General features: G+C 45.1%; 22 protein-coding genes and 1 pseudogene. 11 read left to right on the top strand and 12 right to left on the bottom strand.

Going from position 1 to position 26,739, the window contains the following annotated elements:
- Nucleotides 1-136: 136 nt before the first annotated feature.
- Complete coding sequence (bchM, locus tag RID09_RS26585) at nt 137-829, top strand: magnesium protoporphyrin IX methyltransferase (RefSeq protein WP_446338928.1); 693 nt, start codon at nt 137-139, stop codon at nt 827-829.
- Nucleotides 830-1,011: 182 nt separating this feature from the next.
- Here bchM and RID09_RS26590 read toward each other — a convergent pair whose 3' ends face one another.
- The 7 genes and pseudogenes from RID09_RS26590 to RID09_RS26620 form a co-directional block, all read right to left on the bottom strand.
- Nucleotides 1,012-1,875, bottom strand: coding sequence for a VWA domain-containing protein (locus RID09_RS26590; RefSeq protein WP_446338929.1), 864 nt, complete (start codon nt 1,873-1,875; stop codon nt 1,012-1,014).
- 398 nt (nt 1,876-2,273) lie between these two features.
- Nucleotides 2,274-2,354 (bottom strand): annotated as a pseudogene (locus RID09_RS26595) (PEP-CTERM sorting domain-containing protein); the annotation flags it as partial.
- 140 nt (nt 2,355-2,494) lie between these two features.
- Nucleotides 2,495-3,229: an LEVG family PEP-CTERM protein gene (locus tag RID09_RS26600; protein ID WP_446338930.1), complete on the bottom strand. Its 735-nt coding sequence runs from the start codon at nt 3,227-3,229 to the stop codon at nt 2,495-2,497.
- 699 nt (nt 3,230-3,928) lie between these two features.
- Entirely contained in the window at nt 3,929-4,288 is a 360-nt protein-coding gene (locus RID09_RS26605) for a glycosyltransferase (protein ID WP_446338931.1), read from the bottom strand.
- Nucleotides 4,289-4,426: 138 nt separating this feature from the next.
- Nucleotides 4,427-5,227 carry a hypothetical protein gene (locus RID09_RS26610; protein WP_446338932.1) on the bottom strand — a complete coding sequence of 267 codons (801 nt, stop codon included), beginning with the start codon at nt 5,225-5,227 and terminating at the stop codon, nt 4,427-4,429.
- Between the two features lie 54 nt (nt 5,228-5,281).
- Nucleotides 5,282-6,271, bottom strand: coding sequence for a hypothetical protein (locus tag RID09_RS26615; protein WP_446338933.1), 990 nt, complete (start codon nt 6,269-6,271; stop codon nt 5,282-5,284).
- Nucleotides 6,272-6,559: 288 nt separating this feature from the next.
- A complete protein-coding gene (locus tag RID09_RS26620) occupies nt 6,560-8,767 on the bottom strand; it encodes a dynamin family protein (protein ID WP_446338934.1) in 2,208 nt (735 codons plus the stop codon).
- Between the two features lie 407 nt (nt 8,768-9,174).
- Here RID09_RS26620 and RID09_RS26625 point away from each other — a divergent pair, with 407 nt between their 5' ends.
- The 10 genes from RID09_RS26625 (at nt 9,175) to RID09_RS26670 (ending at nt 20,818) form a co-directional block, all read left to right on the top strand.
- Nucleotides 9,175-10,755 carry a class I SAM-dependent DNA methyltransferase gene (locus tag RID09_RS26625; protein ID WP_446338935.1) on the top strand — a complete coding sequence of 527 codons (1,581 nt, stop codon included), beginning with the start codon at nt 9,175-9,177 and terminating at the stop codon, nt 10,753-10,755.
- Between the two features lie 27 nt (nt 10,756-10,782).
- Complete coding sequence (locus tag RID09_RS26630; RefSeq protein ID WP_446338936.1) at nt 10,783-11,439, top strand: Uma2 family endonuclease; 657 nt, start codon at nt 10,783-10,785, stop codon at nt 11,437-11,439.
- Nucleotides 11,440-11,514: 75 nt separating this feature from the next.
- On the top strand, nt 11,515-11,739 hold the full coding sequence (locus RID09_RS26635; protein ID WP_446338937.1) for a type II toxin-antitoxin system MqsA family antitoxin: 225 nt from the start codon (nt 11,515-11,517) through the stop codon (nt 11,737-11,739).
- Nucleotides 11,740-11,999: 260 nt separating this feature from the next.
- Nucleotides 12,000-13,118 (top strand): restriction endonuclease subunit S, encoded by a 1,119-nt coding sequence (locus RID09_RS26640; protein ID WP_446338938.1) that lies wholly within the window; start codon nt 12,000-12,002, stop codon nt 13,116-13,118.
- Nucleotides 13,097-13,300 carry a type I restriction endonuclease subunit S gene (locus RID09_RS26645; protein ID WP_446338939.1) on the top strand — a complete coding sequence of 68 codons (204 nt, stop codon included), beginning with the start codon at nt 13,097-13,099 and terminating at the stop codon, nt 13,298-13,300. The genes RID09_RS26640 and RID09_RS26645 overlap by 22 nt, the downstream gene beginning before the upstream one ends.
- 149 nt (nt 13,301-13,449) lie before the next feature.
- The gene (locus tag RID09_RS26650; protein ID WP_446338940.1) at nt 13,450-13,731 is read left to right on the top strand and encodes a DUF2442 domain-containing protein; all 282 of its coding nucleotides are present in this window, start codon (nt 13,450-13,452) and stop codon (nt 13,729-13,731) included.
- Between the two features lie 124 nt (nt 13,732-13,855).
- The gene (locus RID09_RS26655) at nt 13,856-14,101 is read left to right on the top strand and encodes a DUF4926 domain-containing protein (protein WP_446338941.1); all 246 of its coding nucleotides are present in this window, start codon (nt 13,856-13,858) and stop codon (nt 14,099-14,101) included.
- Nucleotides 14,102-14,153: 52 nt separating this feature from the next.
- Complete coding sequence (locus RID09_RS26660; protein ID WP_446338942.1) at nt 14,154-17,258, top strand: HsdR family type I site-specific deoxyribonuclease; 3,105 nt, start codon at nt 14,154-14,156, stop codon at nt 17,256-17,258.
- Nucleotides 17,259-17,553: 295 nt separating this feature from the next.
- Nucleotides 17,554-19,374: a protein kinase domain-containing protein gene (locus RID09_RS26665; RefSeq protein ID WP_446338943.1), complete on the top strand. Its 1,821-nt coding sequence runs from the start codon at nt 17,554-17,556 to the stop codon at nt 19,372-19,374.
- Between the two features lie 136 nt (nt 19,375-19,510).
- Nucleotides 19,511-20,818, top strand: a complete 1,308-nt coding sequence (locus RID09_RS26670; RefSeq protein ID WP_446338944.1) for a pentapeptide repeat-containing protein — start codon at nt 19,511-19,513, stop codon at nt 20,816-20,818.
- 290 nt (nt 20,819-21,108) lie between these two features.
- On the opposite strand, the gene RID09_RS26675 is transcribed toward RID09_RS26670, so the two are convergent.
- The 5 genes from RID09_RS26675 to RID09_RS26695 all read right to left on the bottom strand — a co-directional run.
- Entirely contained in the window at nt 21,109-22,494 is a 1,386-nt protein-coding gene (locus RID09_RS26675; RefSeq protein ID WP_446338945.1) for an HlyD family secretion protein, read from the bottom strand.
- 358 nt (nt 22,495-22,852) lie between these two features.
- Nucleotides 22,853-24,328: a M50 family metallopeptidase gene (locus RID09_RS26680; RefSeq protein WP_446338946.1), complete on the bottom strand. Its 1,476-nt coding sequence runs from the start codon at nt 24,326-24,328 to the stop codon at nt 22,853-22,855.
- A gap of 449 nt (nt 24,329-24,777) precedes the next feature.
- On the bottom strand, nt 24,778-25,086 hold the full coding sequence (locus tag RID09_RS26685; RefSeq protein WP_446338947.1) for a type II toxin-antitoxin system RelE/ParE family toxin: 309 nt from the start codon (nt 25,084-25,086) through the stop codon (nt 24,778-24,780).
- Nucleotides 25,083-25,373 carry a hypothetical protein gene (locus tag RID09_RS26690; RefSeq protein ID WP_446338948.1) on the bottom strand — a complete coding sequence of 97 codons (291 nt, stop codon included), beginning with the start codon at nt 25,371-25,373 and terminating at the stop codon, nt 25,083-25,085. Before RID09_RS26690 ends, RID09_RS26685 begins: the two co-directional genes overlap by 4 nt.
- A 400-nt stretch (nt 25,374-25,773) precedes the next feature.
- The coding region (locus RID09_RS26695) for a M23 family metallopeptidase (protein WP_446338949.1) at nt 25,774-26,739 on the bottom strand (966 nt) is incomplete at its 5' end.

Genomic DNA, 26,739 nt, shown 5'->3' on the forward strand with positions numbered 1-26,739 from the left:
GGAGGGGCAACCATACCCCTCCACCCCCTAAAAAAGTATGCTTCTTAAACCGCTACCGCGTGTTCCTCCCTGGTCTAAAGCTTGCCCGATAAGCGAAGCGAAGGGACACAGGGTTTCCCACAACGAAGGAGTTTTTATGAACACCGTTGATGATAAAACCGTAGTTAAAGACTATTTCAACGCCACTGGATTTGACCGTTGGCGGCGGATTTACGGCGAGGGCGAGGTAAATAAAGTCCAACTGGATATCCGTAATGGACACCAGCAAACCGTCGATACTGTCCTAAGCTGGCTTAAGGCTGATGGCAATTTAGCCGAGTTATCTATCTGTGACGCTGGCTGTGGTGTGGGAAGTCTCAGCATTCCCCTAGCCAAAGCCGGCGCGAAAGTCTTTGCCAGTGATATCTCCGAAAAAATGGTGGGTGAAGCCAAGGAACAGGCACAAACTAGCTTGGAGAATTCTGACAATCTTAGCTTTGCCGTGCAGGATTTGGAAGACTTGAGCGGGAGCTATCACACCGTTATTTGTCTAGATGTGCTGATTCACTATCCCCAAGATAAAGCCGCGCAGATGATTTCCCATCTCGCCTCTCTAGCAGAATCGCGCTTAATTGTGAGCTTTGCTCCCAAAAACGTCGTATACAGTTTGCTCAAGAAAATTGGCGAGTTGTTTCCGGGTCCTTCTAAAACCACTCGTGCTTACCTACACCGCAGAGTGGATATTATCAAAATATTGGAGAGTAATGGCTTTTCAATTCAACGCACGGGAATGACCAGTACCCAGTTTTACTTTTCTTACCTCTTAGAAGCAACTAGAAATTCCGATTAACTTATCAGGTTCATCTGACAAAGCTCTGGCTCCCCTCTCAATCCCCATGCAAAAAACGCTCCCGCATCCGCTGGTCTCCCCCTTAAAAAGGGGGACGGAAGGGGGATATATAAGGGGGACGGGAGGGGGATTAAAAGAAGGGTAAGGGGGGATTGAGAGGGGCTGGGGGTGATGGCTAATTTTCAAGCAAACAAATCAGGATATTGATCCTTTGCCCACATCGGTAAACCTGCAGTTGGATTTTCGAGCTGACGGTTCAGTAGCTCAATAATATTGGGCATTTTACTTAACAAGTCAAAAACCACAATATTGCAATCTAATCCCTTAGAATCTGTAAATCCCCTGACATTTTTATCCAGTTCAAGATAAAACTTGGGATTTAATTCACTACCAAACCCGATAATGACAATCTTCAGTTCATCCTGACTTTTCAGTCTGGCACTGGTTGTCTGAATCAAGTTCAAAAACTTATCTCGGTCATCAAACTGACCATCTGTGTAAATGATAATAAACGCTTCCCGATTCGCCTCACGATTGGCAAACCATTGATTAATAACTTGCTCAAGTGTGGGTGTAATAAACGTGCTACTATCGGGCTGGTTTTCATCAAAGATGCTGGGAACCTGAGCTGTATCTTCAAGGTAGATGATTTTGTCACAGGGGCGATTCGGACTAAAAAAGGTTAGGGCAATTTCTTGACAAACCTTGTCCCCATCCAGACTGGTTTCATTGAGAATGCGATAGACATGCCCTTCAATGACTTCCGGTAAAACTTTCCAGCGAATATTATTATTAAATTCTGAATCTCTTCTCACCATTGACCCACTTTGGTCGATGAGCATGAAAACATCTCGGTTAAAAAGTTTTTTACTTGGCATACAGTCCCCTTTTTGAATAACGCCCGTATTTTTGGCTTCAATAATCGTTGCTTGATGCAAAATGGGCGGATTGCTCAGCGTAGCAGCCCTTTGTTTTTTGGGGCATTTTGCCGAGAGACCCGATATGAATAGTTTAATGGTTTTTGCCACCCGATTATAAATAGACATCTGAAGTCGCTACAGTCCATCGGTTGATCAATATTAATTGAATTAAGAATTGTTAAGTGTATTCAAGACATCACATATAGTTTATCTGTACTATTATGTAGGCAGTGCTGTAGGTTGGGTTGAGGTACGTAGGCGTGACGCGCAGCGATAGCGACGTAAGGAGCGTCAGCCTTCTCGTACTCCGTAGGAGAACCCGAAGGGTAGAGTAACCCAACGCCAGCAGGTTAACGTGAACATTATTTTCAAACTTGCCATGCTCCCTACGCAACGCAATAGGGATTGGAGATGAACATCTCGAATCCCTAGAAGTCTCTTAGCTCTATTCTAATGTGGAGTTAACCAATGATTTGTGCAGATGCTAAAGGCTTAGTTTAGCACCTATTTAACCAATTTAGGCATCAGGCTTTTTTATTGCGCTTGTGTAAACCGAAAGCACCTGCCATTGCCAGAGTCCCTAAGCTAAAGACGGTTCCCGGTTCAGGGACATTTTACAATACTGTTTTTCGATAAATATGTGGTATCTTAATCAATCATCTTAGTTCTAATAGTAGGGTTAACAGAACCTGTGTTCAGGTGCTAAAGTTCTTAACCTTTAGCACCTTCTGGGGAAATTTAGATATCAGGCTTTTTTGTTGCGCTTGCGTAAGCCTAGACCACCTGCCATTGCCAGAGTACCTAAGCCCAAGACGGTTCCTGGTTCGGGTACACTTTCTAACTGGAAGTCAACACCATCACCTGTACCTCGCGTATCATTACCCAACTTTAAGGTAATAAAGCTAACACCTTGCCAAGTTTGGGTATAGATATTTGCATTTTCTCCTTGGGGAACGGGATTTTCACCGCTGACTAATAGTCCATCGGTTTGAGCATCGGCGAAGAAGTCAGGAACACCAGTTGTGTTAGAAGACTCGGTATCGAAATATCGAACAGTTAGTCGGGGAATAATTTCAGTGAACACAAACTTGAACTTACCGACTTCCAATTGCCCGTTTTCTTCTTCTACTTCCGAGGGACGATACCAAAATCCTGGTGGAATTGTACCCACGTCTCCTGCTTGGAACTGGACGATGCCATAGTTATTAGCAGTGCTTAGATCGTCAACAAATAGGCGGCTGAATGTGCCATCTGGATTAGCTAAACTTTCTACACTTTCGATTAGATCAGGAAGCGTAACCGCTGGACCAACTAGACCACCAAGAGCATCAATATTCAGAAGCTCAACTTCACCTTCCTCTTGAGGAACCAAGGAAAAAGCTGAAGCCGAAGGTGCCATAAGCCCTACAGTGACCGTAGAGGCAGCAATTAGCGAGGCAACGGCAGTGGATTGACGGAAAAAAGTTGAGAGAGATTTCATGATCTTGTTTCCTGATAAAGTAGATTGACCTAGTTCTTGGCAAAACTTGGGCTAGCTTCTATAACTGCTTCTGTGATTTAGAGACTCAATAGCCATTTATTAACCCTCTCTTGACCCTTAGCGATTAAACTGTATTTTCGAGCAGTTGTTAGATTTCAGTTTTCCTCGTAGCTGCCAAGTGTTTTTATTCACTAACCAAATAATACCCCTATTTGAGCCGTTGTCTATAAAGTTTCGATAAATTAACGGTGAAGCTTGTGTAAAGAATTGGCGAAAAACGTCTTATACCCCATCGGTCAGTATAGAGATGTTCTCCCGCAACGTTTCTACACCCGGATTTCTCACCGAGATCAGCCCTTGGGCTTGTACAATCTAAATTGACCGTATAATCAGGGTTTCCACACTCTGCCTAAATTCTGGGTCGGTCAAAAAGGCTCGAAACCTACTCTTTGAGAAAGGTTCCGAGGAGTACGAGGGCAAAACTTGTGAGAAATGCAAATGAAAAAGATATCAAGGAAATATCAGAACACAATCGCATTGTTTACATACAGGAGATGGATGTTTTAAAGCGTTATTATAGTCTCGTTGAAAATCTCACTTACAAAAACCAAACAAAATGGCAATTATACAATAGCTTAATGTATCCAATATATGCAGATTTCAACCATAAAGTCTATCGTCAGTTTAAAGAAAAAATCCTCAACGGTGATACTGTTGAGTTACTTTTTCCCGTGCGGCTTGACCTAAACGTATAGATAATTCAGAATTATGTAATAATCGGGAGATGGCATCGGCAAGTTGGGTGGGGGCTTGGGGTTCTACCAGTAGCCCATTGACTTCCGCTTCCACAAGTTCTTTAACGCCACCTGAACCTGTGACAACAATGGGTAACTCCATCGCCATGGCTTCCATAATTGCCACACCTAAAGGTTCACGCAGACTGGCAAGGGCAAAGATGTGAGCGTCTTCTAAACAGGCTTTAACTGTATTTTCTCGCCACCAGAAAATGTGGGTTTGTCCGGGAAATTCGGGAAGCAGGTAACCAATACTCCGATTCATATTCGTTTTGAGTGGTGAGTTGTGTGTAGGGGCGGGTTTCACTATTTGAGCATGAGGACAAGGAAACAGGAAATAGGGAGTATCCAATTTAAATACATATCAGCTTACCTCACCCAGAGGTAACTCAATCTGCCCTGGCTAGGTATCTTTTTGACTCGAAAGTAATTTCACCAGAGATGTTAACCAATAGGAAAGAATCGATATCAAAACCATGAACCAGATTAGGGGATTCTTGGATTGGGTTCCCTCCTGCAAATTGGCGGGTAAAAACCAGGGTTGAGGGGATAAATCTTGCCAACTATCGCCCTCTACTAGGGTGGATAGACTGCGCCACACGCCAGCCTCTTGTAGGGTTTCTGGTTTCTTAATCCCTGTCACTACGATGAGAATACCTGGGGTTGGTGGTAAATGACAGGTTCGTAGTTCTTCGGCTAACTCCTGTCTCAGCGTCGCGATGTTCCGTCCGATTTTGGGGGTGAGAGTCGGCGGTTCACTGGATAGTTGCTGGGGATTTCGTACTACGGTAAGCAATCCCTGCATCTGTGGGAATGACACCTGAAAGCCATAGTTACCTCCTAAGCATACTGCTTGATTAAGTTGTGCCACTAGGGGGTGATACTCTTGGTCAATTAATGCAGATGCGGCTAAACTTCGCAGCAGGGGTTCGTCAGTCGTTGCACCCACCCAAGCCATGGCGATGCGGATTTGGCGGTCAAGAAAATCGACTCGTCCTTTGGGTTCAAGCCCTGTCAGTAGCAGCAGCAACTGGTTATCCACTAATCTTTCTAACACAACCGTTGGTGTTTCGCGATCGATTAAATGGGTTACTGTCAATCCGATAGGTGGCAATTTGGGTTGAATTGACCCATCGTTACCAACCTGTAGCCAACGGTAATCATAGTCTTGTTCAAAGCCGCGACTCTGGATATAGATATCCATCAGTTTATTCCTATTTGTAAAATAGTTTTGATTTGTATAGACAAATGACAAATTCTAAAGTGTTAACAACGATTTACCTTGTAGAACAGCAAATCCTCTGTTTGTTTTGCATCCTTGAGCAAATTGCTCTACCGCTTGCTTGAGTTGAGCATCAGGGTTGAAAACTTCCCGAACGATGTTAAACATTGACCAATTGCGATTTTGAATGTAAACTTTTAACAGGAATCGCAATAGATACCGCAGCAACTGATCACTATCTTGGGGACTATATTTAGCATTAAAACTCGTCTTGCGAAAATAAAATCGGGGTTGATTAAGATTTTCTACCTCGATTTTCAAGAACACCACACAGCCAACGGTTTGCACCGGAGTCGTCACCACGGCAATTTTATCAGCTCGTCTTGGCTCTTGAAAAAATTCCAGTAACGGTGCATATTTTTCTTGAATCTGTTTAATCAGATTGTTGGCAGACACTTCATCTTGCATATAAGTTTCACACTTGACAGGAGCCAAAATGACTAACTTGGGTTCATCCAACTTTTGGTATGCTGTTTTAAACAATGTCATAATCTCATCTGGCTTATTTCTCACCTCATGCCATCTGCCATTGAGTTCCATCAGCGCTGGCGTATCAATTGCCACAATAACCGCTGCACATTCTCGCAACATCTTCTGCACAAATCGCCTCCCCGCCACATCACTGGGTAAAATATAGCCGCCGGGATAATCGCGAAACTGAAGCCGCAGGTAATCTTTTTTATCATTTAACCCTAAATCAAAACGGTAAGACGGTAACGATTCAGGTCCAGCAACGGCTAAGGTTCCCCGAATTCCTTTGGTGCGTTCATCGGCTTTAAATTCGTAGGTTAAACTTTTGAGTTGGGCGAGATATCGTTCTAGAATTGCCGCTGTTTCAATATCGGGTTTTAATTGCAGATTGGCTTGACGACTGGTTGCCTCAAATTGCTCATACATTGAGGTTAATAATGTGGTTTTACCAACTCCACTGGCACCTAGCATGGTTATATTGAGTTCTTTAGGCATCTTTCTCCATCCTTTGGGTAGAGACGCGCCATAACACGTCTGTAGGGGCGGGTTTAGGGATTAATATTGATTCTTGTCTTAATTTTTATACAAAACCCGCCCTTAATTTTAATATAATTTTCAACAACTCTGTGTATCTCATGTAGGATGTAGGGGCAGTCGCCAGACTCCAGTTCTTATGAAAGCGGATTGCTTTTTTTGAATCGCCACCCGGAAGCGAAGACAGCGCTCGCTACGAACGGCGAAGACAGCGCTCACTACGAACGAATTGATCGCGCGAATTCTCAATTAATTTAAGAACTGGAGTTCTTTGAGCGAGTTAGTCGCTATGGCTTGATCGACTAACGATAGCCACTGCTGACGATCATCGCCTTCTTGATTTTCACCAAACTCCTTCGACCAAACTTGAGCTTTTTCTTGAAAGAGAAAGATTTGCCATTCATTCTTGACATCTTTTGCTCGCAAAACCTGATCGACAAACTCTTCAACCTCAGCAAACGCCGCTTGACCGGGTTCTCCGTAAAAATTCTCTAAGGCGTGTTGACATTTAAACACAGCTTCTTCTTGCAAGGTTTCTAAATAGGTTAAAGTTTCCTTTGCTTTAATTTCCCGCGACTCTGTGGCATTTGAGGGAGATAAGCGAAGATTGGTTTTATCAGGATTGAGATTATCTAAGTGGGGGCGAATCCGATAATGAAAGTTGGCTTTATAGGACATTTCAAAATTCGACAGCGTTTGGAAGGCGTGCTTGAGTCGAACTAGATTATCAGGAATGATTTCTGCCATAGCTCTAAGAAAGGCTGAGCCTCTACCTGGTGTAAGTTCTCCTAACTGTCCTTGATTTATCAGTACCTCCGTCACCTGAAACTTTGCCTGTTCCACATATTCTTTTAACCCCATGTCCATAGCGTGGAAATGGCGGGTGAGATGATTGCGGATTTCATGGAGGTATTTGGCGTAGGTGGTTTGCCAATCCCCTTCTTCAAACCGTCGGGCAATAATTTCGTTCAGGGGTTCCTCCGTGGGAAGTCCGGTATCGCTTTTGCAGGTTTGGATAATCGATTCAACCTGTTGTTTAAAGATATCTTGTTCATCGCGATCCTTGGCGATATCCAGGTGATCTAATAATTCTTCCAGCCCTCGCGTTAGATTTGCCCAAAGTTTGTTGAATAGGCGCAAAAATTTGGCTTGTTCATTAAGATCGTCCACAATTAATCCGCCTGACAAAACTAGACGGGCTTTTTCCAGTTCGTCATTAATTGAGATTTGCAGTTTCTTGAGTTTTTTCTGGTAAATACGGGCATGTTGCTCGTCTAAATAGGTGATGTTATTTGCCAGATAGTTGAGAACTAAATCAAGAATCCCATTGGTTTCCTCTGGATTAGCACAATCGGCAATTTGGCAGCGGATGACATCAATATGTTTATCGTGAATACTGATTTGATGTTTCTGACAGGCTTCCAGGTTGTCATCGGTTCCGGTGACGTGGTTGAGAATCATAAATGAGCGATTCTCTAGATTATTTAATGCCTCGGCTGCGGTATTATATAAATCCGTATCCCGTTTTTCCCATCCATAACGGAGTCTATCGGGACGGCGAATAAAAATTACTAAATCCACCTCTTGTCCGATGGTTTCCAGGATGAGTTTTTCATCGCCTAAGCGTGTATCTCCTAAACCGGGTACATCCACTAAGGCAATTTTACCGACATCGGAATTTTTGAAGGGACAAAATATTTTAACTTCGCGAACGGCTAAATGATCAAAGGTAATTAATTCGCCTTGGGGAAAGCGGCGTTGGGCGACATATTCATGAATCCGTTCTTTGGGAATGGGGGGAAGTTTTCGGGGTGCGCCAGACAGGAGTAAGTGTCTGTACATGGGTAAGTGTTTATGATAATCTTCTTTGAGATGTTCATACATTGAGTTTTTGGTCGCATCACTTCCCGAAAATTCCGGTAATGTTCCGGCAAATTCGTCTATGGTTTTGGGAGGATCAGCTAAGTCTAATTCCTGATAGTAGGGCTGAATGACTTCTTGTAAAAAAGTCTGTTCAGAATGAACGGTTACCTCGGCGTAGGTGTCTCCGGGTTGATGATAAATGGTGCTGCGAACAGCGGTACAAGCGCCGCCTCGGAGGGCGGGAATTTCATCATCGGTGAGTCCACTGATACTTTGGAGGAAGGTACTTTTCCCTTGACCCATGAGTCCAACGACGCCAATATTTAAGGTATGGCGGGAGAAGCGATGCCGAAGTTGATGCAGTTGATCCAGTTGCGTGCTAATCTGTAAGCGCAATGGGGAAAAGTCGATTTTGCTGAGGCGATCGCACACTTCGGGTTCGTCTAGTTTGTCCTGTAAGATATGACGCCGTTGATCTAGGGAGCGGAGCAAGTCAGTCAGATTTCTCAGATGTTCCTCGACATCGGCAATACTCTGAACTAAGGGTTGGCGTTGTTCTATAATTTTGGCTATGGTTTCGGCGCGATTAGACATGATAGCGATTAGACATAATAGTTAATTGGGCGGTTGTAGACGCGGAGAAATCGCTGGGCGGTTAGAAACCGCAGCTACACAAACAAAACCCGCCTACGCGGGTTTCCCCACCCCTAGTTTTTTCTCTTTCCTTGTCAAGTGTAAGGCTATCCATACATGGTAGCGCGATCGCACAGCTAGGTTAAATGATATTTCGGTTCCGATCAAGCCGGGAGACTGACTCACGATGAGGCGTTATACCACTATAGAGGATTGTGCGATCGCGTGGCTGGGCAAGTTGGTAATGGGGTTAAGATTAAGGAAATGAGGTTCCTCTGTTTTAAGTATGCTAAAATAACCCTAAATTTACGATAAATTAAACCCTAAAAAATTGCCTTTAAAAAGACCTAACTTGAGGATTGCTAAGCGTGCCACGCCCAAAAAAGAGTAGCAGTAAAACGAAGGGGAACAGCGCAAAAACCAGCAATGGCGCTACATTAGGCTTTGAACAAACCCTGTGGACAGCAGCAGATAAACTACGCGGTCATCTTGATGCGGCAGAATACAAGCACGTTGTCCTAGGGTTAATCTTCCTCAAGTATATTTCTGATGCGTTTCAGGAACTCTACCAGAAACTAGAGCAAGAAGAATATGCTGACCCCGAAGAACGGGATGAGTATATCGCTGAGAACATTTTCTGGGTTCCTCAACAGGCGCGGTGGTCCCATTTACAGAAGCACGCCAAGCAGCCGACGATTGGTCAATTCGTTGATGAGGCGATGGAGGCGATTGAAAAAGAGAACCCATCCCTTAAAGGCGTACTGCCTAAAGACTACGGTAAACCTGCCCTGGATAAGCGACTCTTGGGAGAACTCATCGACCTGGTGGGAACCATTGGCTTAGGCGATGAGGAGAACCGCTCTAAGGATATCTTAGGGCGAGTTTATGAGTATTTCCTGGGTCAGTTTGCCAGTGCGGAAGGGAAAAAAGGAGGACAGTTTTACACGCCGCGCTGTGTGGTGCAGGTGTTGGTGGAGATGATTGAACCCTACAAAGGGCGGATTTATGACCCCTGCTGTGGTTCTGGGGGAATGTTTGTCCAGTCGGAAAAATTTGTCGAGGCGCACGGGGGACGAATCGGGGATTTATCGATTTATGGGCAAGAGTCCAACCCGACAACCTGGAAGCTGTGTAAGATGAATTTGGCGATTCGGGGGATTGATGGGAATTTGGGTTCCCGTAATGCGGATAGTTTCCACAGTGACTTGCATAAAGACTTGAAGGCTGATTTTATTCTGGCGAATCCTCCCTTTAATATGAGCGATTGGGGTGGGAAAGGCTTACAGGATGATACCCGCTGGTACTATGGCACACCTCCGGCGGGAAATGCTAATTATGCCTGGGTGCAGCAGATTATTCACCATTTATCCCCCCATGGTATCGCTGGATTTGTCTTGGCGAATGGGTCAATGAGTTCTAATCAGTCGGGAGAAGGGGAGATTCGCAAGACGATTGTAGATGCGGATTTGGTTGATTGTATGGTGGCGTTACCGGGGCAGTTGTTTTATAACACGCAGATTCCCGCTTGTTTGTGGTTTCTCACCCGGAATAAACAGGGCGGGACGTTTCGTAACCGCACCGGGGAGACATTATTTATTGATGCGCGGAAGCTGGGGGTATTGATTGACCGCGTACATCGGGAATTGACCGAGGATGAGATAAACCGGATTGCTCAAACCTACCATGCTTGGCGGGGTGAGAAAGACGCGGGGGAGTATGAGGATGTGCCGGGATTTTGTAAGAGTGCCAAGTGGGAAGAGATTAAGGCTCATGGCTATGTTCTCACGCCGGGGCGGTATGTGGGAGCAGAGGAAATTGAGGAGGATGATGAGCCGTTTGCGGAGAAGATGGAACGGTTGACGGCGACGTTAGCGGAGCAGTTTAGTCTGAGTGCCAAACTAGAAAAAGATATTCGGGACAATCTCAAGGGGTTAGGGTATGGGGGCTAGATTTACGAAAAGGGAGGTGAAACGGCAATGGTGACGCTGCAATTGAGACAAATTACTGTACCACCTGGACATCGGGTGTTGTTTGAGCAGGTGAGTTGGTCGGAGTTTGAAGCGATTTTAGCGGAATTGGGAGAGCATCGCTTAACCCGAGTGGCTTATTTCAATCGCACTTTGGAGATTAGGATGCCGTTACCGGAACATGAAAAACCCAAAATTATTATTGGGGATTTATTAAAGATTTTACTAGATGAGTTAGATATTAATTGGGAGCCGTTCGGGTCAACGACGTTTAAGCGGCAAGATATGATGGCGGGGATTGAACCCGATGATTGTTTTTATATCCAAAATTATGCTCGAATGATTGGCAAAGAACGTCTGGATTTAACGGTAGACCCGCCGCCCGATTTGGCGATAGAAATTGATGTAACGTCTAAGACACAATTGAGTGCGTATGAGGTGTTAGGGGTGCCGGAAATCTGGCGTTATCAAAATCACAGATTGCAGATATATGTGTTGCAGTCGGGAACGTATGTTGAGTCGGCGATTAGTCCAACCTTTCCTAATTTTCCCGTGATTGAGGGAATTTCTCAGTTTTTAGAGATGGGGCGAGTATCGGGAACGTCTCAGGCGTTAAGGGCGTTTCGGCGATGGGTGAGGGAGAGGGATAGTAAGCTATTTGAATAGGACTTATGCAAAGGCTCTATATGTAGGGTGTGTTAGCGTAGCGTAACGCACCTTAACCAACTCGGAGATAAAAGAATGAGGTGTGTAATTTGTAAGCATGGCGAAACACAAGCGGGTTTGGTGACTGTGACTCTAGAACGAGACGAAAGTATTGTGATTATCAAGCGAGTACCAGCAGAGGTTTGTGATAATTGTGGGGAGTATTATCTGAGTGATTTGATTACAGAGCAGGTACTACAACGAGCAGAGGTGGCTGTGAATAATGGGATAGAGGTAGAAATTATCCGCTATGCAGCATAAAAAGCTTTAGCCGCTATGCTTGTTTCGGGAGCCAGAGGTGGAGGGTTATGCTAATTTCGTTGTGTTGGCTGAGTCGGATTTAGTCGCACCTTTGGCGTTTTCTGATTGTCAGGTGTCGGTGGAGGATTTGCTCAGGAGGAGTGTAGGGTAGGGTTGAGAGTGAGGGAAGATGCAACAGTTGAGGGCGAAGTTGGAGGAACAGTTGAGGGAGTTGATGCGGTTGGAGAAAGAGAGTTGGTTGAATCTGGAGGAGTTCGGGTATGGCAGATAGAATACCTCTGTCAAAATTATGTGAGGCAATTGTTGATTGCGAACCTAAAACGGCTCCTACACAGTCTTGGGGTATTCCTTCTATTCGCACAACAAATATCAAAAACGGCAGAATAGATTTTGAAAATGCCAACCGTCTTTCTGAAGAAACCTACAAAATATGGACTGCGCGGCTTGAACCAAAACCAGGAGATTTAATATTAGCGCGTGAAGCGCCAGTTGGAGAAGTTGGTATTATTCCATCTAATCAGAGGGCTTGTTTAGGTCAACGTACAGTATTAATTCGTACAAACGAACAAAAAATTAACTCACGTTATCTTCTCTACTTGCTATTAACGCCAGAAATGCGACATGAGATGTCGTGTAGGGCTGAAGGTTCAACTGTACCCCATCTAAATATGTCCGACATTCGAGGTTTGGAAATTCCAGAACCTCCACCACTTCCAGAACAAAAAACGATCGCGCATATCCTCGGCACTCTAGACGACAAAATCGAGCTGAACCAGCAGATGAACCGGACACTGGAAGCGATCGCGCGGGCAATCTTCAAATCCTGGTTTGTGAACTTTGACCCCGTTCGCGCCAAGATGGAGGGTAGACAGCCAGTAGGAATGGACGCTGCAACGGCTCACCTTTTCCCTGATTCGTTTGAAGATTCGGCACTAGGGAAGATTCCGAAGGGGTGGGGAGTAGGGACTCTTGCTGATATTGCAAAAAATCCGCGTTGTGGAATCAAGCCTGAAAGCATCACTTCAGATACACCCTATATTGGTCTTGAACATATGCCACGTCGAAGTATTGCGTTATCAGACTGGGGGAACGCAGCAGATATTGCCAGTAACAAATTCAAGTTTTATCAAGGCGACATCCTCTTTGGAAAACTGCGCTCTTACTTTCATAAAGTAGGAGTTGCAGCAATAGACGGTATTTGCTCAACTGATATTTTAGTTGTTAGTCCTAAATCTCCAGAATGGTTTAGTTTAGTTCTGTCTTACGTCTCAAGTACTGAATTTATAGACTACACAGATGCTACTTCGACAGGAACTAGAATGCCAAGGACTAACTGGCAAGGACTAACTGGCAAGATATGTCAAAGTACGAAATTGTAATTCCACCGCAAGAGTTGGCGAAAGTTTTGACTCAACAAGTGTTAACAATGATAGAGAAGATTCGAGTTAATATTTTTCAATCCCGCACCATCGCCACCATCCGCGACACCCTACTCCCCAAACTCCTATCCGGCGAAATCCGAGTCAAAGAAGCCGAGAAAATAGTAGAGGATATGATATGAAATATTCCCTAGAAACATTAACAGACAATCAACTCATGGTTTTATATCATCAACCGATTGGAGAACAAACAACAAAGGTAAGCTAATGCCAGAACTTAGCCATTTTTTAGGCATCATCATTAGAACCCATCGCACCCTTGGAGTAAAAAATGCTCAAAGATATTGTATCTGTTAAACCCCTAGAAAATTATCAACTTTACCTCAAATTTGAGGATAACCAAGAAGGAATTATTGATATCAGCCAGTTAATCGATTTTACCGGAATTTTTGCTTCCTTACAAGACTTAACCTACTTTGCTCAAGTCAAGGTTAATCCTGAATGGGGGACAATTTACTGGGAAAATGGAGCTGATTTAGACCCAGATGTTTTATACGCTATGATAACAAATCAACCAATTCCGGATTCTAAAAAAGTATCGTTGAAATCATAAATTGCTCAATGAAACGTTTTAACCCGATACCTTAAATTATCCGTAACGACAATCTGGTTAAACCGAAAAATAGATAACCAATTCCAATTTATTACTCTAATTTCCAATAAGGAGTGACAGTCTCATGCTCGAACTTTACCAGCGCGTCGTCCTATCTCGCAACATCCCAGACCATAACCTAAAAAAAGGTGATGTTGTCACCTTAATTGATTACGTTCCTCATCCTAGCGGTGGTGAAGACGGTTATATTCTAGAAGTCTTTAACGCCGTTGGTGAATCGATTGATGTAATTACTGCCCCAATGTCCGCTGTTCAACCCTTAAAAAACAATGAAATTCTCAGTGTTCGTTCTTTAGCCGAGGTAAGTTAATCAAAATTGCCAAGCCTTTAACCCTAACTCTTGATTTCACCCTCAACAAATCATGGTAAAATTCACTGAATCCGATGTCGAACAAGCCACCCTCGACTGGCTAGAAAGCTTAGGCTACACCCCCCTCAACGCCAGCGAAATCGCCCCCGACGCCCCCAACTCTGAACGCCAAACCTACGCCGATATTGTATTAATTGACCGCCTCCGTTCTGCCCTACAAACCATCAACCCCACCATCCCCCCCGACGCTATCGAAGACGCCATCAAAACCGTCACCCGCACCCATACCCCCAGCCTGTTTGAAAACAACCGCCGCTTCCACAAACTCCTCACCGATGGCGTCGATGTCGAATATCAAGCCGAAAATCGCACCATTTACGATAAAGTCTGGCTAATCGATAGTACAAACCCCGACAATAACGACTGGCTAGCCGTCAATCAACTTTACGTTAAAGAAAATAAAACACCTCGGATTCCCGATGTCGTCATCTTCATCAACGGCTTACCTTTAGCCGTAATCGAACTCAAAAACCCCACCGACGAAAACGCCACCCTAAAAGGCGCATTTAACCAACTGCAAACCTATAAAAACGACATCCCCAGCCTATTCCCCTACAACGAAATCCTACTTATATCCGACGGCACCGAAGCCAGAATTGGCACCCTCACCGCCAACTGGGAATGGTTCATGCCCTGGCGCACTATTGATGGCGAAACCATCGCCCCCAAAGGTAGCGCCGAACTGGAAATTATCATCAAAGGCATCTTTGCCAAACACCGCCTTCTCGACTTAATCAAAAACTTCATCGTCTTTGAAGTAGACGGCGATACCATCACCAAAAAAATAGCAGGATATCATCAATTCCATGCCGTCAACAAAGCCATCACCAAAACCCTCACCGCCACCACCCCAGAGGGCGATAGACGAGTCGGCGTCATCTGGCACACCCAAGGTAGTGGTAAAAGCCTTACCATGGCATTCTACGCCGGAAAAATCATCCAACATCCGGACATGGAAAACCCTACAGTAATCATTCTCACCGATAGAAACGACCTAGACGACCAACTCTTTACCACCTTTTCCGCCTGTTCCGACTTACTCCGCCAAACCCCAGTTCAAGCCGAAAATCGAGAACACCTCCAACAACTCCTCCAAGTCGCCTCCGGTGGCGTTATCTTCACCACGATTCAGAAATTCGCCCCCGAAAAAGGCACAAAATATAAACAACTTTCCCCCCGTCATAATATTATCTTTATCGCCGATGAAGCCCACCGTTCCCAATACGGACTCAAAGACCAAGTTAAAAACAAAAACACAGAAGACGCCTACATTTCCTACGGTTTCGCCAAACACCTGAGAGACGCCCTCCCCCACGCCTCCTTCATCGGCTTTACCGGAACCCCTATTGAATTAGGCGATAAAAACACAAAAGCCATTTTCGGCGACTATATCGATACCTACGACATCCAACAAGCCGTAGAAGATGAAGCCACCGTTCCCATCTACTACGAAGCCCGAATTGCCAAACTCAACTTAAACGAATCCGAACGCCCCAATATTGACCCGGAATTTGAAGAACTCACCGAAGACGAAGAACAACTCAGCAAAGAGAAATTAAAGAGTAAATGGGCAAGACTCCAAGCCCTAGTTGGTGCCGAACCCCGCATCAATCAAGTCGCCCAGGATATAGTCCACCACTTCGAGAACCGCCAAGCTTCCATCCAGGGTAAAGCCATGATTGTCGCCATGAGTCGGGATATCTGCGCCGAACTCTACAACGCCATTATCCACCTTCGCCCCTCATGGCACGATGAAGACGATGATAAAGGCACCATCAAAGTCGTCATCACCGGTTCCGCCGCCGATGACGCCAAACTCCAACCCCACATCCGCAGTAAAAAGCGCCGCAAAGACCTTGCCAAACGCTTCAAAAACCCCGATAATAATATCCTAAAACTGGTGATCGTCCGGGATATGTGGTTAACTGGATTTGACGCCCCCAGCCTCCATACCCTCTACATCGATAAACCCATGCAGGGACATGGACTCATGCAAGCCATCGCCAGAGTCAACCGCGTCTTCAAAGACAAACCCGGTGGCTTAGTCGTCGATTACCTGGGCATCGCTGACCAACTCAAACAAGCCCTAAACCACTACACCGAAGGCGATAGAAACAATACAGGCATCCCCACCGACACCGCCCTAGCCATCTTGCAGGAAAAATACCAAGTGGTCAAAGCCCTGTATGGCAGCTTCGACTACTCCCAATTCTTCAATGGTACTCCCGGTGAACGCCTCTCGGTTATCCCCGCCGCCGTCAACCATATCTTAGAATTAGAAGACGGCAAACAACGCTATATCAAAGCCGTCACCGAACTCTCCAAAGCCTTTGCCCTCACCAGCAGCTTAGATGAAGCGATCGCGATTCGGGATGAGGTCGGTTTTTTCCAAGCAATCAAAGCCGCGATGCTAAAGCATACCACAACCAGCGGCAAAAGTCCAGAGGATTTAGACGCCGCAGTACGGCAAATTGTCTCCAAAGCCGTAGCATCAGAACAAGTCATCGACTTATTCGCCGCCGCTGGCTTAAAAAATCCCGACATTTCCATCCTCTCCGACGACTTCCTCGACGAAGTACGCGACTTACCCTACAAAAACCTCGCCCTAGAAGTCCTACAGAAACTGATCAACGACGAAATCAAAACGCGATCGCGCCGTAACCTCGTCCAATCCCGCTCCTTTGCCACCATGCTAGAAAATACCATAAAACGATATCAAAATCGCTCCATTGAAACCGCCCAAGTAATCACAGAACTGATTGAACTCGCCAAAGACATCCGCGACGCCCAAAACCGGGGAGAGAACCTCGGCTTAACCGACGACGAAATCGCCTTCTACGACGCCCTAGATATCAACGATAGCGCCGTACAGGTACTCGGAGACGACACCCTCAAAACCATTGCCCGTGAACTGGTGCAAGCCGTGCGCCGGAATGTTACTATCGACTGGACTGTCAAAGAAAGCGTTCGGGCAAAACTGCGAACCCTAGTCAAGCGGCTGTTACGCAAATACGGCTATCCACCCAACAAACAAGAAAAAGCCACCGTAACCGTACTCCAACAAGCCGAACTCCTCTGTAAAGATTGGGCAGCTTGAGGACACTTGCCATTAAACTGATTCATTTATCGTAATCTGTAAGGGCACGGCAATGCCCATCCGTGTCAACTTAGAGTGAAAAGCTTTCCCTGTGAGAGTTGGAGTCTCGTTGCCAATTCCTTAACCCCCCTTAATCCCCCCTTACTAAGGGGGGAAACCTTAGCCCAGTTGCCTCCCGGTTCCCTCCCGGTTCCCTCCCCTTGATAAGGGGAGGGTTAGGGTGGGGTTGATTTGGGGAGGGTTTAACCCGATTCATTTATAAAATAGGGAGACTGTCGCTATTCTATCGCCACCTATGCCCCTTTGCATTAACCCCACCTGCCCAAAACCCGACACCTCAGAGAATGAGCATCAGCGCTTCTGTCAAAGCTGTGGCTCAGAATTGCTGCTGAATGGGCGTTATCGGGTGATGCGCCTGATTAGTGATAAGAGTGGCTTTGGCAATATCTACGAAGTCTACGAAGGAAGTACACCGAAAATCCTAAAAGTTCTCAAGGATCATCTCAACCAAGACGCCAAGGCGGTGGAACTGTTTGAACAAGAGGCGGTGGTGTTAGGGCGACTGAATCATCCGGGTATTCCTCAAGTTGATAGTTCGTTCCTCTATCAGACGCGGAATGGGTTGGGATTGCACTGCTTGGTGATGGAAAAGATAGACGGACCCACCTTAGAGCAGTGGTTAGAACAACAGCACAATCGACCCATTTCTGAAGCGCAAGCGATCGCGTGGTTAAAACAGCTTGGGATTATTCTACAGCTTATTCATGATCAGCAGTACCTGCATCGGGATATTAAACCCTCTAATATTATGCTTCGCCCCGATGGGCAGTTGGTGTTAATTGATTTTGGTACAGCGCGAGAAGTTACCCGCACCTATCTAGCTAAAGTGGGCGCTGGTGGCGGGATTACGGCGATTATTTCATCGGGGTATACCGCCCCGGAACAAATGAATGGGGAAGCCGTGAGACAATCAGATTTCTTTGCCTTGGGACGTACTTTCGTCTTTTTGTTAACCGGACATCATCCCAGCCAGTTGTATGATGCTCAAACGGATACATTAAACTGGCGGAATCACACCACCGGGATTTCCCCAAACCTGTTGCAGTTAATCGATGAGTTGATGGCGCGACAGGTTCGCGATCGCCCGCCAACAGCCCAAGCTATTTTACAACGCCTGGACGCCTTAGAGCATCAACCCGCCACATTGACCGAAACCCTGAAAGTGGGAGTCGCTCCCCTCCCTCAACCCGAACCCGCCCCAGAACGCCACTCTGGGCGCTGGCAAGTGGTGATTTTAGTGTTAGCAATACTGGTTATTTTAGGGATTGGAATTATCGGTTCAGGCGGGTTAAATTCCCAATGGGTTTGGATATTTACCCCAGCGCAAGCACCGCAAAGAAAGGGAGATGTGGATTATTTTCCTTACGTTGAAGGAACTGATAGTGAAGGGAGAACCGCTGAATTTAGTGTCGCGGTACTTTCACGGGAATATAAATGGAAACTGGGGAGTACGTTTCAAGTCAACTATAATCAACAAATTATCCCCATTGATGCGTTACGGTCAAATTTGGAGGAGGAAGGGATACAGCGCCTGATGGAAAATCCCAGTGAAATTATTTCCGTGGGAACCGCTTCCTGTGAGGGAACACCAGTAGGAGAAGAACAGCGAGCCTTTAGACGCGCCGAGCAAATCCAACTGTTAGCCAAAAAGTTATTTCGGGATGTTCCATCTGTAGAAAACTATCGCCTATTAAATCTGGGTCAATTTAACCGAGACGATTGTTTACCGGATCAAGATGCTACGTCGTACCAGCGTAGTATTATTATTATTGGCGTGAAGAATAAAACCCCCGGTGTAATTGTAGATGAAGCCTTGCGATCGCGCTTAGAAAACACACCCTTTGGGGATTTTCGCCTAGAGGATTACTCCCTGGGTTCGCCTGAGCGGTTTCAAACCATATCCAGTCAGCTAGAGATACCAGAGATACCAGAGACACCAGAGATACCAGAGATACCGGAAACACCAGAGATACCGGAAACACCAGAGACACCGGAAACGCCAGAAATACCAGAGACACCAGAGACACCGGAAACGCCAGAGATACCGGAATTGTAGGGTAGCAAAACCATGTCATCGAGGGTGGCGAAGGGTTAAAACTCAAAACTCAAAATTCAAAACTCAAAACTATTGTAGGTTACTGTTTTCTTGAGCTAAGCTGCGACAGGAGAGCAAGTGAAGAGGTTAGCAGTCAATGGCAAATGAAGAACATGGGGCTCTACTCAAACAAGGCGTAGAAACCTGGAATCAGTGGCGGGAGGAGAATCCGCAACTCGTACCCGATTTGAGTCAGTCGGAGCTAAGCAGAGCTAATCTGAATGAGGCAAACTTTAGTGGGGTGAACCTCCAGAATGCTGATTTGAGAATGGCAAATCTCACTGATGCGAATCTCCAAGGTGCGGATCTCAGTGGCGCAGATCTGCGGGGTGCTAACCTGAGAGGGGTTAACCTAAATCAAGCCAATCTAACGGGTACGGATTTAAATGGAGCCTATTTAACCCTAGTTAATTTTATTGACGCTAATCTTACGGCTGTTAACCTGAGTGAAGCGAATCTGAGAATTGCTAACCTCAGTGGTGCTAATTTGAGTGAAGCGAATCTGAGAATTGCTAACCTCAGTGGTGCTAATTTGAGTGAAGCGAATCTGCGGATGGCAAATTTAAGTGAAGCGAATCTGCGGATGGCAAATCTCAGTGAAGCTAACTTAGAAAAAACCCAAGTCTTATCGGCGAACTTCAACAAAGCGATCTTAACAGGAACCTGCTTGCAAGAGTGGCAAATCGACAGCACCACCAACTTAGATGAAGTAATTTGTGATTATATTTACTTGCAAACGGGTCAACAAAAACGCTATCCCAATCAGGGAACTTTTACGCCGGGAGAGTTTACTGAGTTATGGCGTCAGCATCTCAACACGGTTCAAGTAAAAGTGAGTCCGGAGGTTACCCAAGTTCAAGATTCTCCAGTCCAACAAACGAATGCAGTCGTCGCCAGTGTACCAGAAGTCAAAGTCGAAATCCAACAGCCACACCAACCTCCAGTCAATTACACCGCAACGGCTGGCGCACCGGAGATTAAAGTTGATATTCAACCACCTGTTTATCACAGTGTAATGCCTAGGGTTTCAGAGGGAGCAGATAACAGTTCCCAGCCTCCTTCCCCAAGCGACAGCACGATTATCCAACCTAATCTACAACAGGCGGTATCTGAAGTTCACCGACTTCTAGAACAACTGGATCAGGATCTCTCCGAACCAAAATGGTCAGAAGTCGCCGCAGAGATTCAGCAACTTTTGCACGAATTGACTCAAACTTGTCCGACAAGAACACCGTTAGAAAAAGTGATTGCTGTTGCTGCGGCGATTAAACAGATTGAGAGTAATCCTCCACTAAAAGTCAAGGTTATAGAAGCGGTACAAAGTGCTGGAATTGCCCGACTACAAGAGTACATCGAGCATCCTCTAAGTAAGATTTTACTGCCTGCGATCGCAGAATGGAACTAAGTGGGTTTGTAGTAAAGGCTAAAGCATTTAGATTTTGTTGGGTTTCGTTCCTCAACCCAACCTACTGGCTTGACACAGCTAAAATTGTGGAATAGATCTTACCATTGAATCGGGCGCACGCCATGCGCCCCTACGGTTTCCGGGCGTAATTCTAATTCATCAAATAAGGTGTGCCACGCCACTACAAATGGGTACAAATTTGACATACTCCCTTTTACCCCTCCCTAACCCTCCCCTTACCAAGGGGAGGGAACTCGAACGACTTTGGTTTGGGGATTAAGAAAACAATTTTAGATAAAAATTGGACGCATAACTTTGAGAACTTCATGCTTGAGTTTAGCAAATAGGGTCATCGGTCGAGTTTCTATGGAGACATAACCCGTCATTCCCGGTTTCATGGGATTCGTGTCATCATTAGTAATCGAAAGTCGTACTGTCCATATAGGTTTAATTTGGTTTTCATCGGATTGGAGGGCTGAGGAACTATTTTCCACCGCCGTGGTATAAGGTTGCAGTTCTCCTTGTTTATAGAACTTAACTTTATCTCCTCTGAAGATAAACTTTTCATCTTCTTGGCGAATCTTGGCAATGACGGTTAAGTCAGATAAATCAACAATTTCCATGATTTTTTTACCCGCAGAATGCCAAGTATTTTTCAGCAAGTCTAAGTCTTCGGTAATGATAGTTCCCGTTGTATCCGCGACTAAAATAAGTTGCTCTCGCCGGGATAATTGGCGCTGAACTTCTGCGGTTAATTCTTCGATTTGACGCTGACGATCCTTAACCACAATTTGGGCGGCGTTAAGATTTTCTTCAACCGAAACTCTGGCGGCGGTGGCGGCGTTTAATTCAGCTTGGGCGCGGGTTAATTGATCGTTAATTTCTTTGACAATGGATTGAATTTGGGCTTGTTTTCTGCTAATTAAACTGGTGAGTTCAGCCAGTTCAGCTTGGCGGCTATAAGTATCATCGAGAAGTTCATCAACACGAATCGCCGGAATCACTGAACTCCCCGCTTCTTGGTTCACAGCTTTAATCGTTTTCAGACGCTGCTGGCGAATTGTGAGACTAGCAGAAAGTTGTTCTTTTTTCTGGTAAAGTCCTTCAATATCCCGTTCTAATGCTTGAATTTGGGGTGGAGAATTTCCTTGATGAATGCTAGCAAGTTCGTGCTGAACTCTATTAGCGGCTTGACGGGCATTGTCTTCTAAGACTAGCATTTCAGCATGGTTCGCCCGTAAATCTTCGACTAATCGCAAGGCGTCTTGTAAGGCGGATTGAGCTTTTCCCAGTTCAGTTTGGGCGTTTGCGATCGCGCTTTCGATCTCCTGGCTTTCTAATTGTACGAGTTTATCACCTTTGTGGACAGGTTGATTCGGTTTTACATAGATTTCTTTAATCACACCAGCCACTTTTAAGGTAACATCTTGGCGGGCGTTTGAGGTAGAGGTGATATCTGCTTCTCCGCGTACTGAGTGAGGGAATTCGGGGATAAAGGTAACGTATCCGACACCTGCGATAATTGCGGTAATTAGGAGCCATTTTTTCAGGTTAACAGATGCTCGTTTTTCCGGTTTTGGCAAAGCCGGGGAATCTGAAGCTGGTTGTACCGGGGGTTTAGGTTGTGGCGGCACAACTTTCAGTTGATTTTGACGAGAATTAATGGAAGTATTCATGATGAAATAATCCTGAATTTAATTTTCCTGTAGGGGCGGGGGTCATTATTATCATTTATTCCCTCACCCAGAGGCAACAATAATTTAGATGTTCTGTAGGGGCGGGTTTCACGATTATCCTTTCTTCTTTCACGCTGATGTAACTAAACCCGCCCCGGTTAATGATGGTGTTGGGTTTCGTTCCTCAACCCAACCTACAAATGTGACTACTTTCTTCTCTCACACCGATGTAACTAAACCCACCCCATCCGAGTGAAATAAGTTTGATTTTCCGTAGGGGCGGGTTTCACAATTAACCTTTCTTCTCTCACCCCGATGTAACTAAACCCGCCCCGAATCAACACCGCATGAATACCAATCATTGATCGCGGGGAAAATAGAAATAAATCGCCCAGAGAACTAACAAACTCATCGCCAGAGTTGGAATATTAGCAAAACTCCAGCCTACTACTCGATAGAGAATAAATCCGAAAACGAATTGCAGATAGAGGAAGCTAAACGGGGCATAAGCTGCTAGAATCCAGGCGTCGCGGGGACGTTCTTGAATCGGTTTCCGTCGCAGCAGATTGCCATAAAACTTAAAGGAACGACTCCGTAAATTATTAATTCCCGTTAAGGCGACGGCGAGATAATAGCCATCAAATTTAGCCAAAGGATTGAGATTAAGAGCAACGGTAAATAATGCTGCTCCCATTAATAGATAACTGGTGGTAAATAGCCAACTCCCGGATACAGAACCATTCCATAACCAAAGCGCGATCGCGGCAATAATCAGTTGACAGAGAACCCCTGCGGCGACAACCAGAACTCGTTGATATTGTTTCATCAGACAATAGGCATCACTGGTATTTGTATACGCCGCAGGCATGAGGAACATGAAAAATAATCCCATTTCTGATACTTGCAGATTTAGATGAGGAACTTGATTGGCATAATGTTTTAGAGTGAAAGCATGACCGAGTTCGTGGAGGGAAACCACGAGTAAGGTGAGGAGGATAAAAGGGAGAAATAAGTTGCTACCCTCTGTAGTGATTAGTTTTTGTCCAATCGCTAAAATTTCCTGGCGTTGGTGTAGTCCAATGATTAGGGAAATTGTTAAAAATAAACTTAATGTGAAAGCAAAATGCTTTGTCCAAATCCAGGACAGATTCTCAACATGACGGCTTAACCAAGGATCAGGATTGAACAGGGGAATGCGGAAATATAAGAGTTGTAGGGGCGTAAATTTACCTCGGCGGGGTTTCGGGGGTTTAGTTCCTTCTAGCATGGCGGTGGCGGCGAGTTGCTGGAGGAGGGTTCGCAGTTGGTTGGGGGGAATGTTATAGGTTTGGCAGATAGCATTGGGGGGGAGGTGTTCGAGGGCGTTAATTACGGTTTTGGTTTGGTTGTTGAGTTGGAGAAAGGTTCTATCTTCGGGGTTACGGAGTATCCAATAGTTGTCGGTGTGTTGAATCCATTGCAGGCTGGATTTGAGATGGGGTTGATTGGGATTTGGATTTAAGGATGGGGTAGGGTAGGGTTGGTTTAGGTGGGAGGGTTCTGGGGCTAGAATGTTGAGGGTGATTAATTTTTGCAGGAGTTGTTTGACGAAATTGGGTGGGAGGGTTTCGCCGAGTTTCTGTTGGATTTGGTTGACGGTATAGTGTCCGGTGAAATAGCGTAAGGCTTGGGCTTCAGGGGGAGAGAATTGATGGTGATGGTGGTTATCTGGGGTGTGAAGGATGAATTGGCTGGAGTCTCGTTGTTGGCTGAGTTTCCAATAGGTTGTTATATCGGGACAAATCCAGTTGTTATAGTCTGGTTGATTGGGGGGTGGGTGAATGGTGTTATTCATGGCTAGATCTGTAACTGTTTGTTTTTTATGCCGATTTTGGGTAGGGGCGCACTGACGTGCGCCCTTTTTCCAACGTGCGCTAAGTAGTCAGACAAAAGAAAAAGGCACTATCCTAAGGTTTGACTCTATATTTATTAAAAAGGGATTTCTGGTTTTAGAACCCCCCGTTAGGTATCAAGTTCAATCGACTGATTGCTATCAAAAGGTATCAGAAGGTATCACAACCTGACACTGATAGGGTTCATTGGCGGAAATTGACCCTAACTTTCACGGGAAGTCCAGAAACCTGAGTCGGGCGGGTTTAGTTACTTAGGGGTAAGCTGTCATTCATTTAAATTGGGAATGGGTAGCGAGCAAGATGCTCGCACTACAGGGATTTCGCTATTACTAATATTAAGGTTTAAATGTCGAACAGCTTACAATCGAAAAGGTAGTAGTAAAGCAATTCTTTAATTCAGTCTGCGCGTGAAAATGTTTTTTAAGTTACGATAACCACTAATAACCCGCAAAATTTCAATTTTATCTTCATTTTCAACAATTTGATAAAAAATGATGTAGCCCATCAATGGTACACCCCGTAAACCAGAGGCAAGCTGGGAATAGGATCGCCCCAAGTATGGAAACTGTGCCAGATGCTGACATTTTTTACCAAATGCTTCCACAAAGCGATCACCCGCATCGACACTTTGCTCTAAAAAATAATCAGAAATTGCTGATAAGTCTCTACTCGCTTCAACTGTAATGACCAAGGATTTCATACAGTGCGTTCTCTTGCTTGTTGCACTTTATTTCTAAGTTGAGCGAGTACATCTTCTGCATTTAGCACTTCGCCGCGTTGTGCCTGTTCTCGTGCTCGGTTAATTTTCTGCCGAGTTGCGTCAACCCATGCTAAATAGTCTGGGCTATCATTCCCATTGGAAAGGGCAACATCATCGATTAATAACAGCAAAGCTGTGTTGAGAGCTTCCTCTAAGGAGGGATATTGTCCATGCTTGACCAAAGCTTCAAGGACTTGGGTTTGTTCTTGACTCAAAGTAATTTGCATTTTTACCTTTGATCGGGGCAAGAGTTGAAGTATACCTCTACTGTATCGTAGTCACCCAGTTAGCGATCGCAGGGTGGGAATAGAGAAGGTGCGATCGCGTGGGAGTCCAGGTATTTGTAGGGGCGGGCGCGAGCCGTTTAATTTTGATGTTTGTGATAACTTTTCAACAAAACCCGCCCTGACTCAAAATGGAGGTGTGTTTTAGGCGATCGCTCTTTTGATCAGGGATTGGCGTTAACCGGGAGGGAAAGCGCGATCGCACCTGGTAGCCTGTCATTTTTGATTCGGGTGTAGGGGCGACCCGCTTGCATTAATTAACAACGGTGTCCGCTTAATTTGATCGGGTCGCCCTTTATTCAATTCCCGGTGTCAAACGGTGGTTTTTGAGCGGTTATGTGCGTTATTTATACAGTTTCACAAGTCCCTTTCTTACGGCATTTTGAAATACAGTTGGTACATGAAGCCGACCACTATTAGCAGGAGATTGAGGATTCAAAGGATTAGACATATTAACGTATGCTCGATTGTTATGCACTTCTACATGGGTGTGAGATCCGTAACTTGCACCTGTGTTACCTTCTTTTCCAATTAAAGAACCTGCTGCAATAGTTTTACCTTGTAAATTCTCATTAATTGAACCTTCGGCTAAATGCCAATAGATGAATGTTTGGTTAAGCTCTTTATTGTAGATAGCAACCGTTCCATTGTATCCCCAATACTTAGAACTAACTTCTTTCCCATTTTTGGCTTCAATTACTTCACCGCCAACTAAGGCATAAATCCCCGGGTTACTATCTCCGTCTATCGAATCAACTGCCTCACGAATAATGTGATCGTGATTGTGGCTGTTAGACCCCAATCTATTGTTGATATTGTCTTGATACAGTGCATTCAAGTAGTCAGCATTTGTGTAAATGTAATTTGGATTAGGATTAGTACCACCAGTATTGCGTTTCACCTCAGGAAGATGAGTTCGAGCATTACCCATTTTTTTCCATGCATTCCAGTTTTCTCCATCATTGGAAGAACGCATATAAAGATAACTATCTTTACCAATATGATACTGATATAGCTTTCCGTTAAATGCATCTAGCCAAGGAGTACCATAGGTCTCTTCGTTAGGAACATTTGCTGCTTTCCAGGCTGTCCAGTTAATACCATTAGTGGAAGAACGAGTATAAATTTTTTTGTCCTTACCAACATGAGACTGGTAAAGTCTTCCATTGAAGGCTGCCATAGCAACTGCATGGTTTGTTTCTTCATTGGGAATATTAGGCTTTTTCCAGGCTGTCCAGTTAATGCCATTAGTGGAAGAACGAGTATAAATTTGATTGTCCTTGCCAACATGAGACTGGTAAAGTCTTCC

It is taken from the genome of Coleofasciculus sp. G1-WW12-02 (genome assembly GCF_040219735.1).
In the GTDB taxonomy this organism is placed as follows: domain Bacteria; phylum Cyanobacteriota; class Cyanobacteriia; order Cyanobacteriales; family Coleofasciculaceae; genus Coleofasciculus.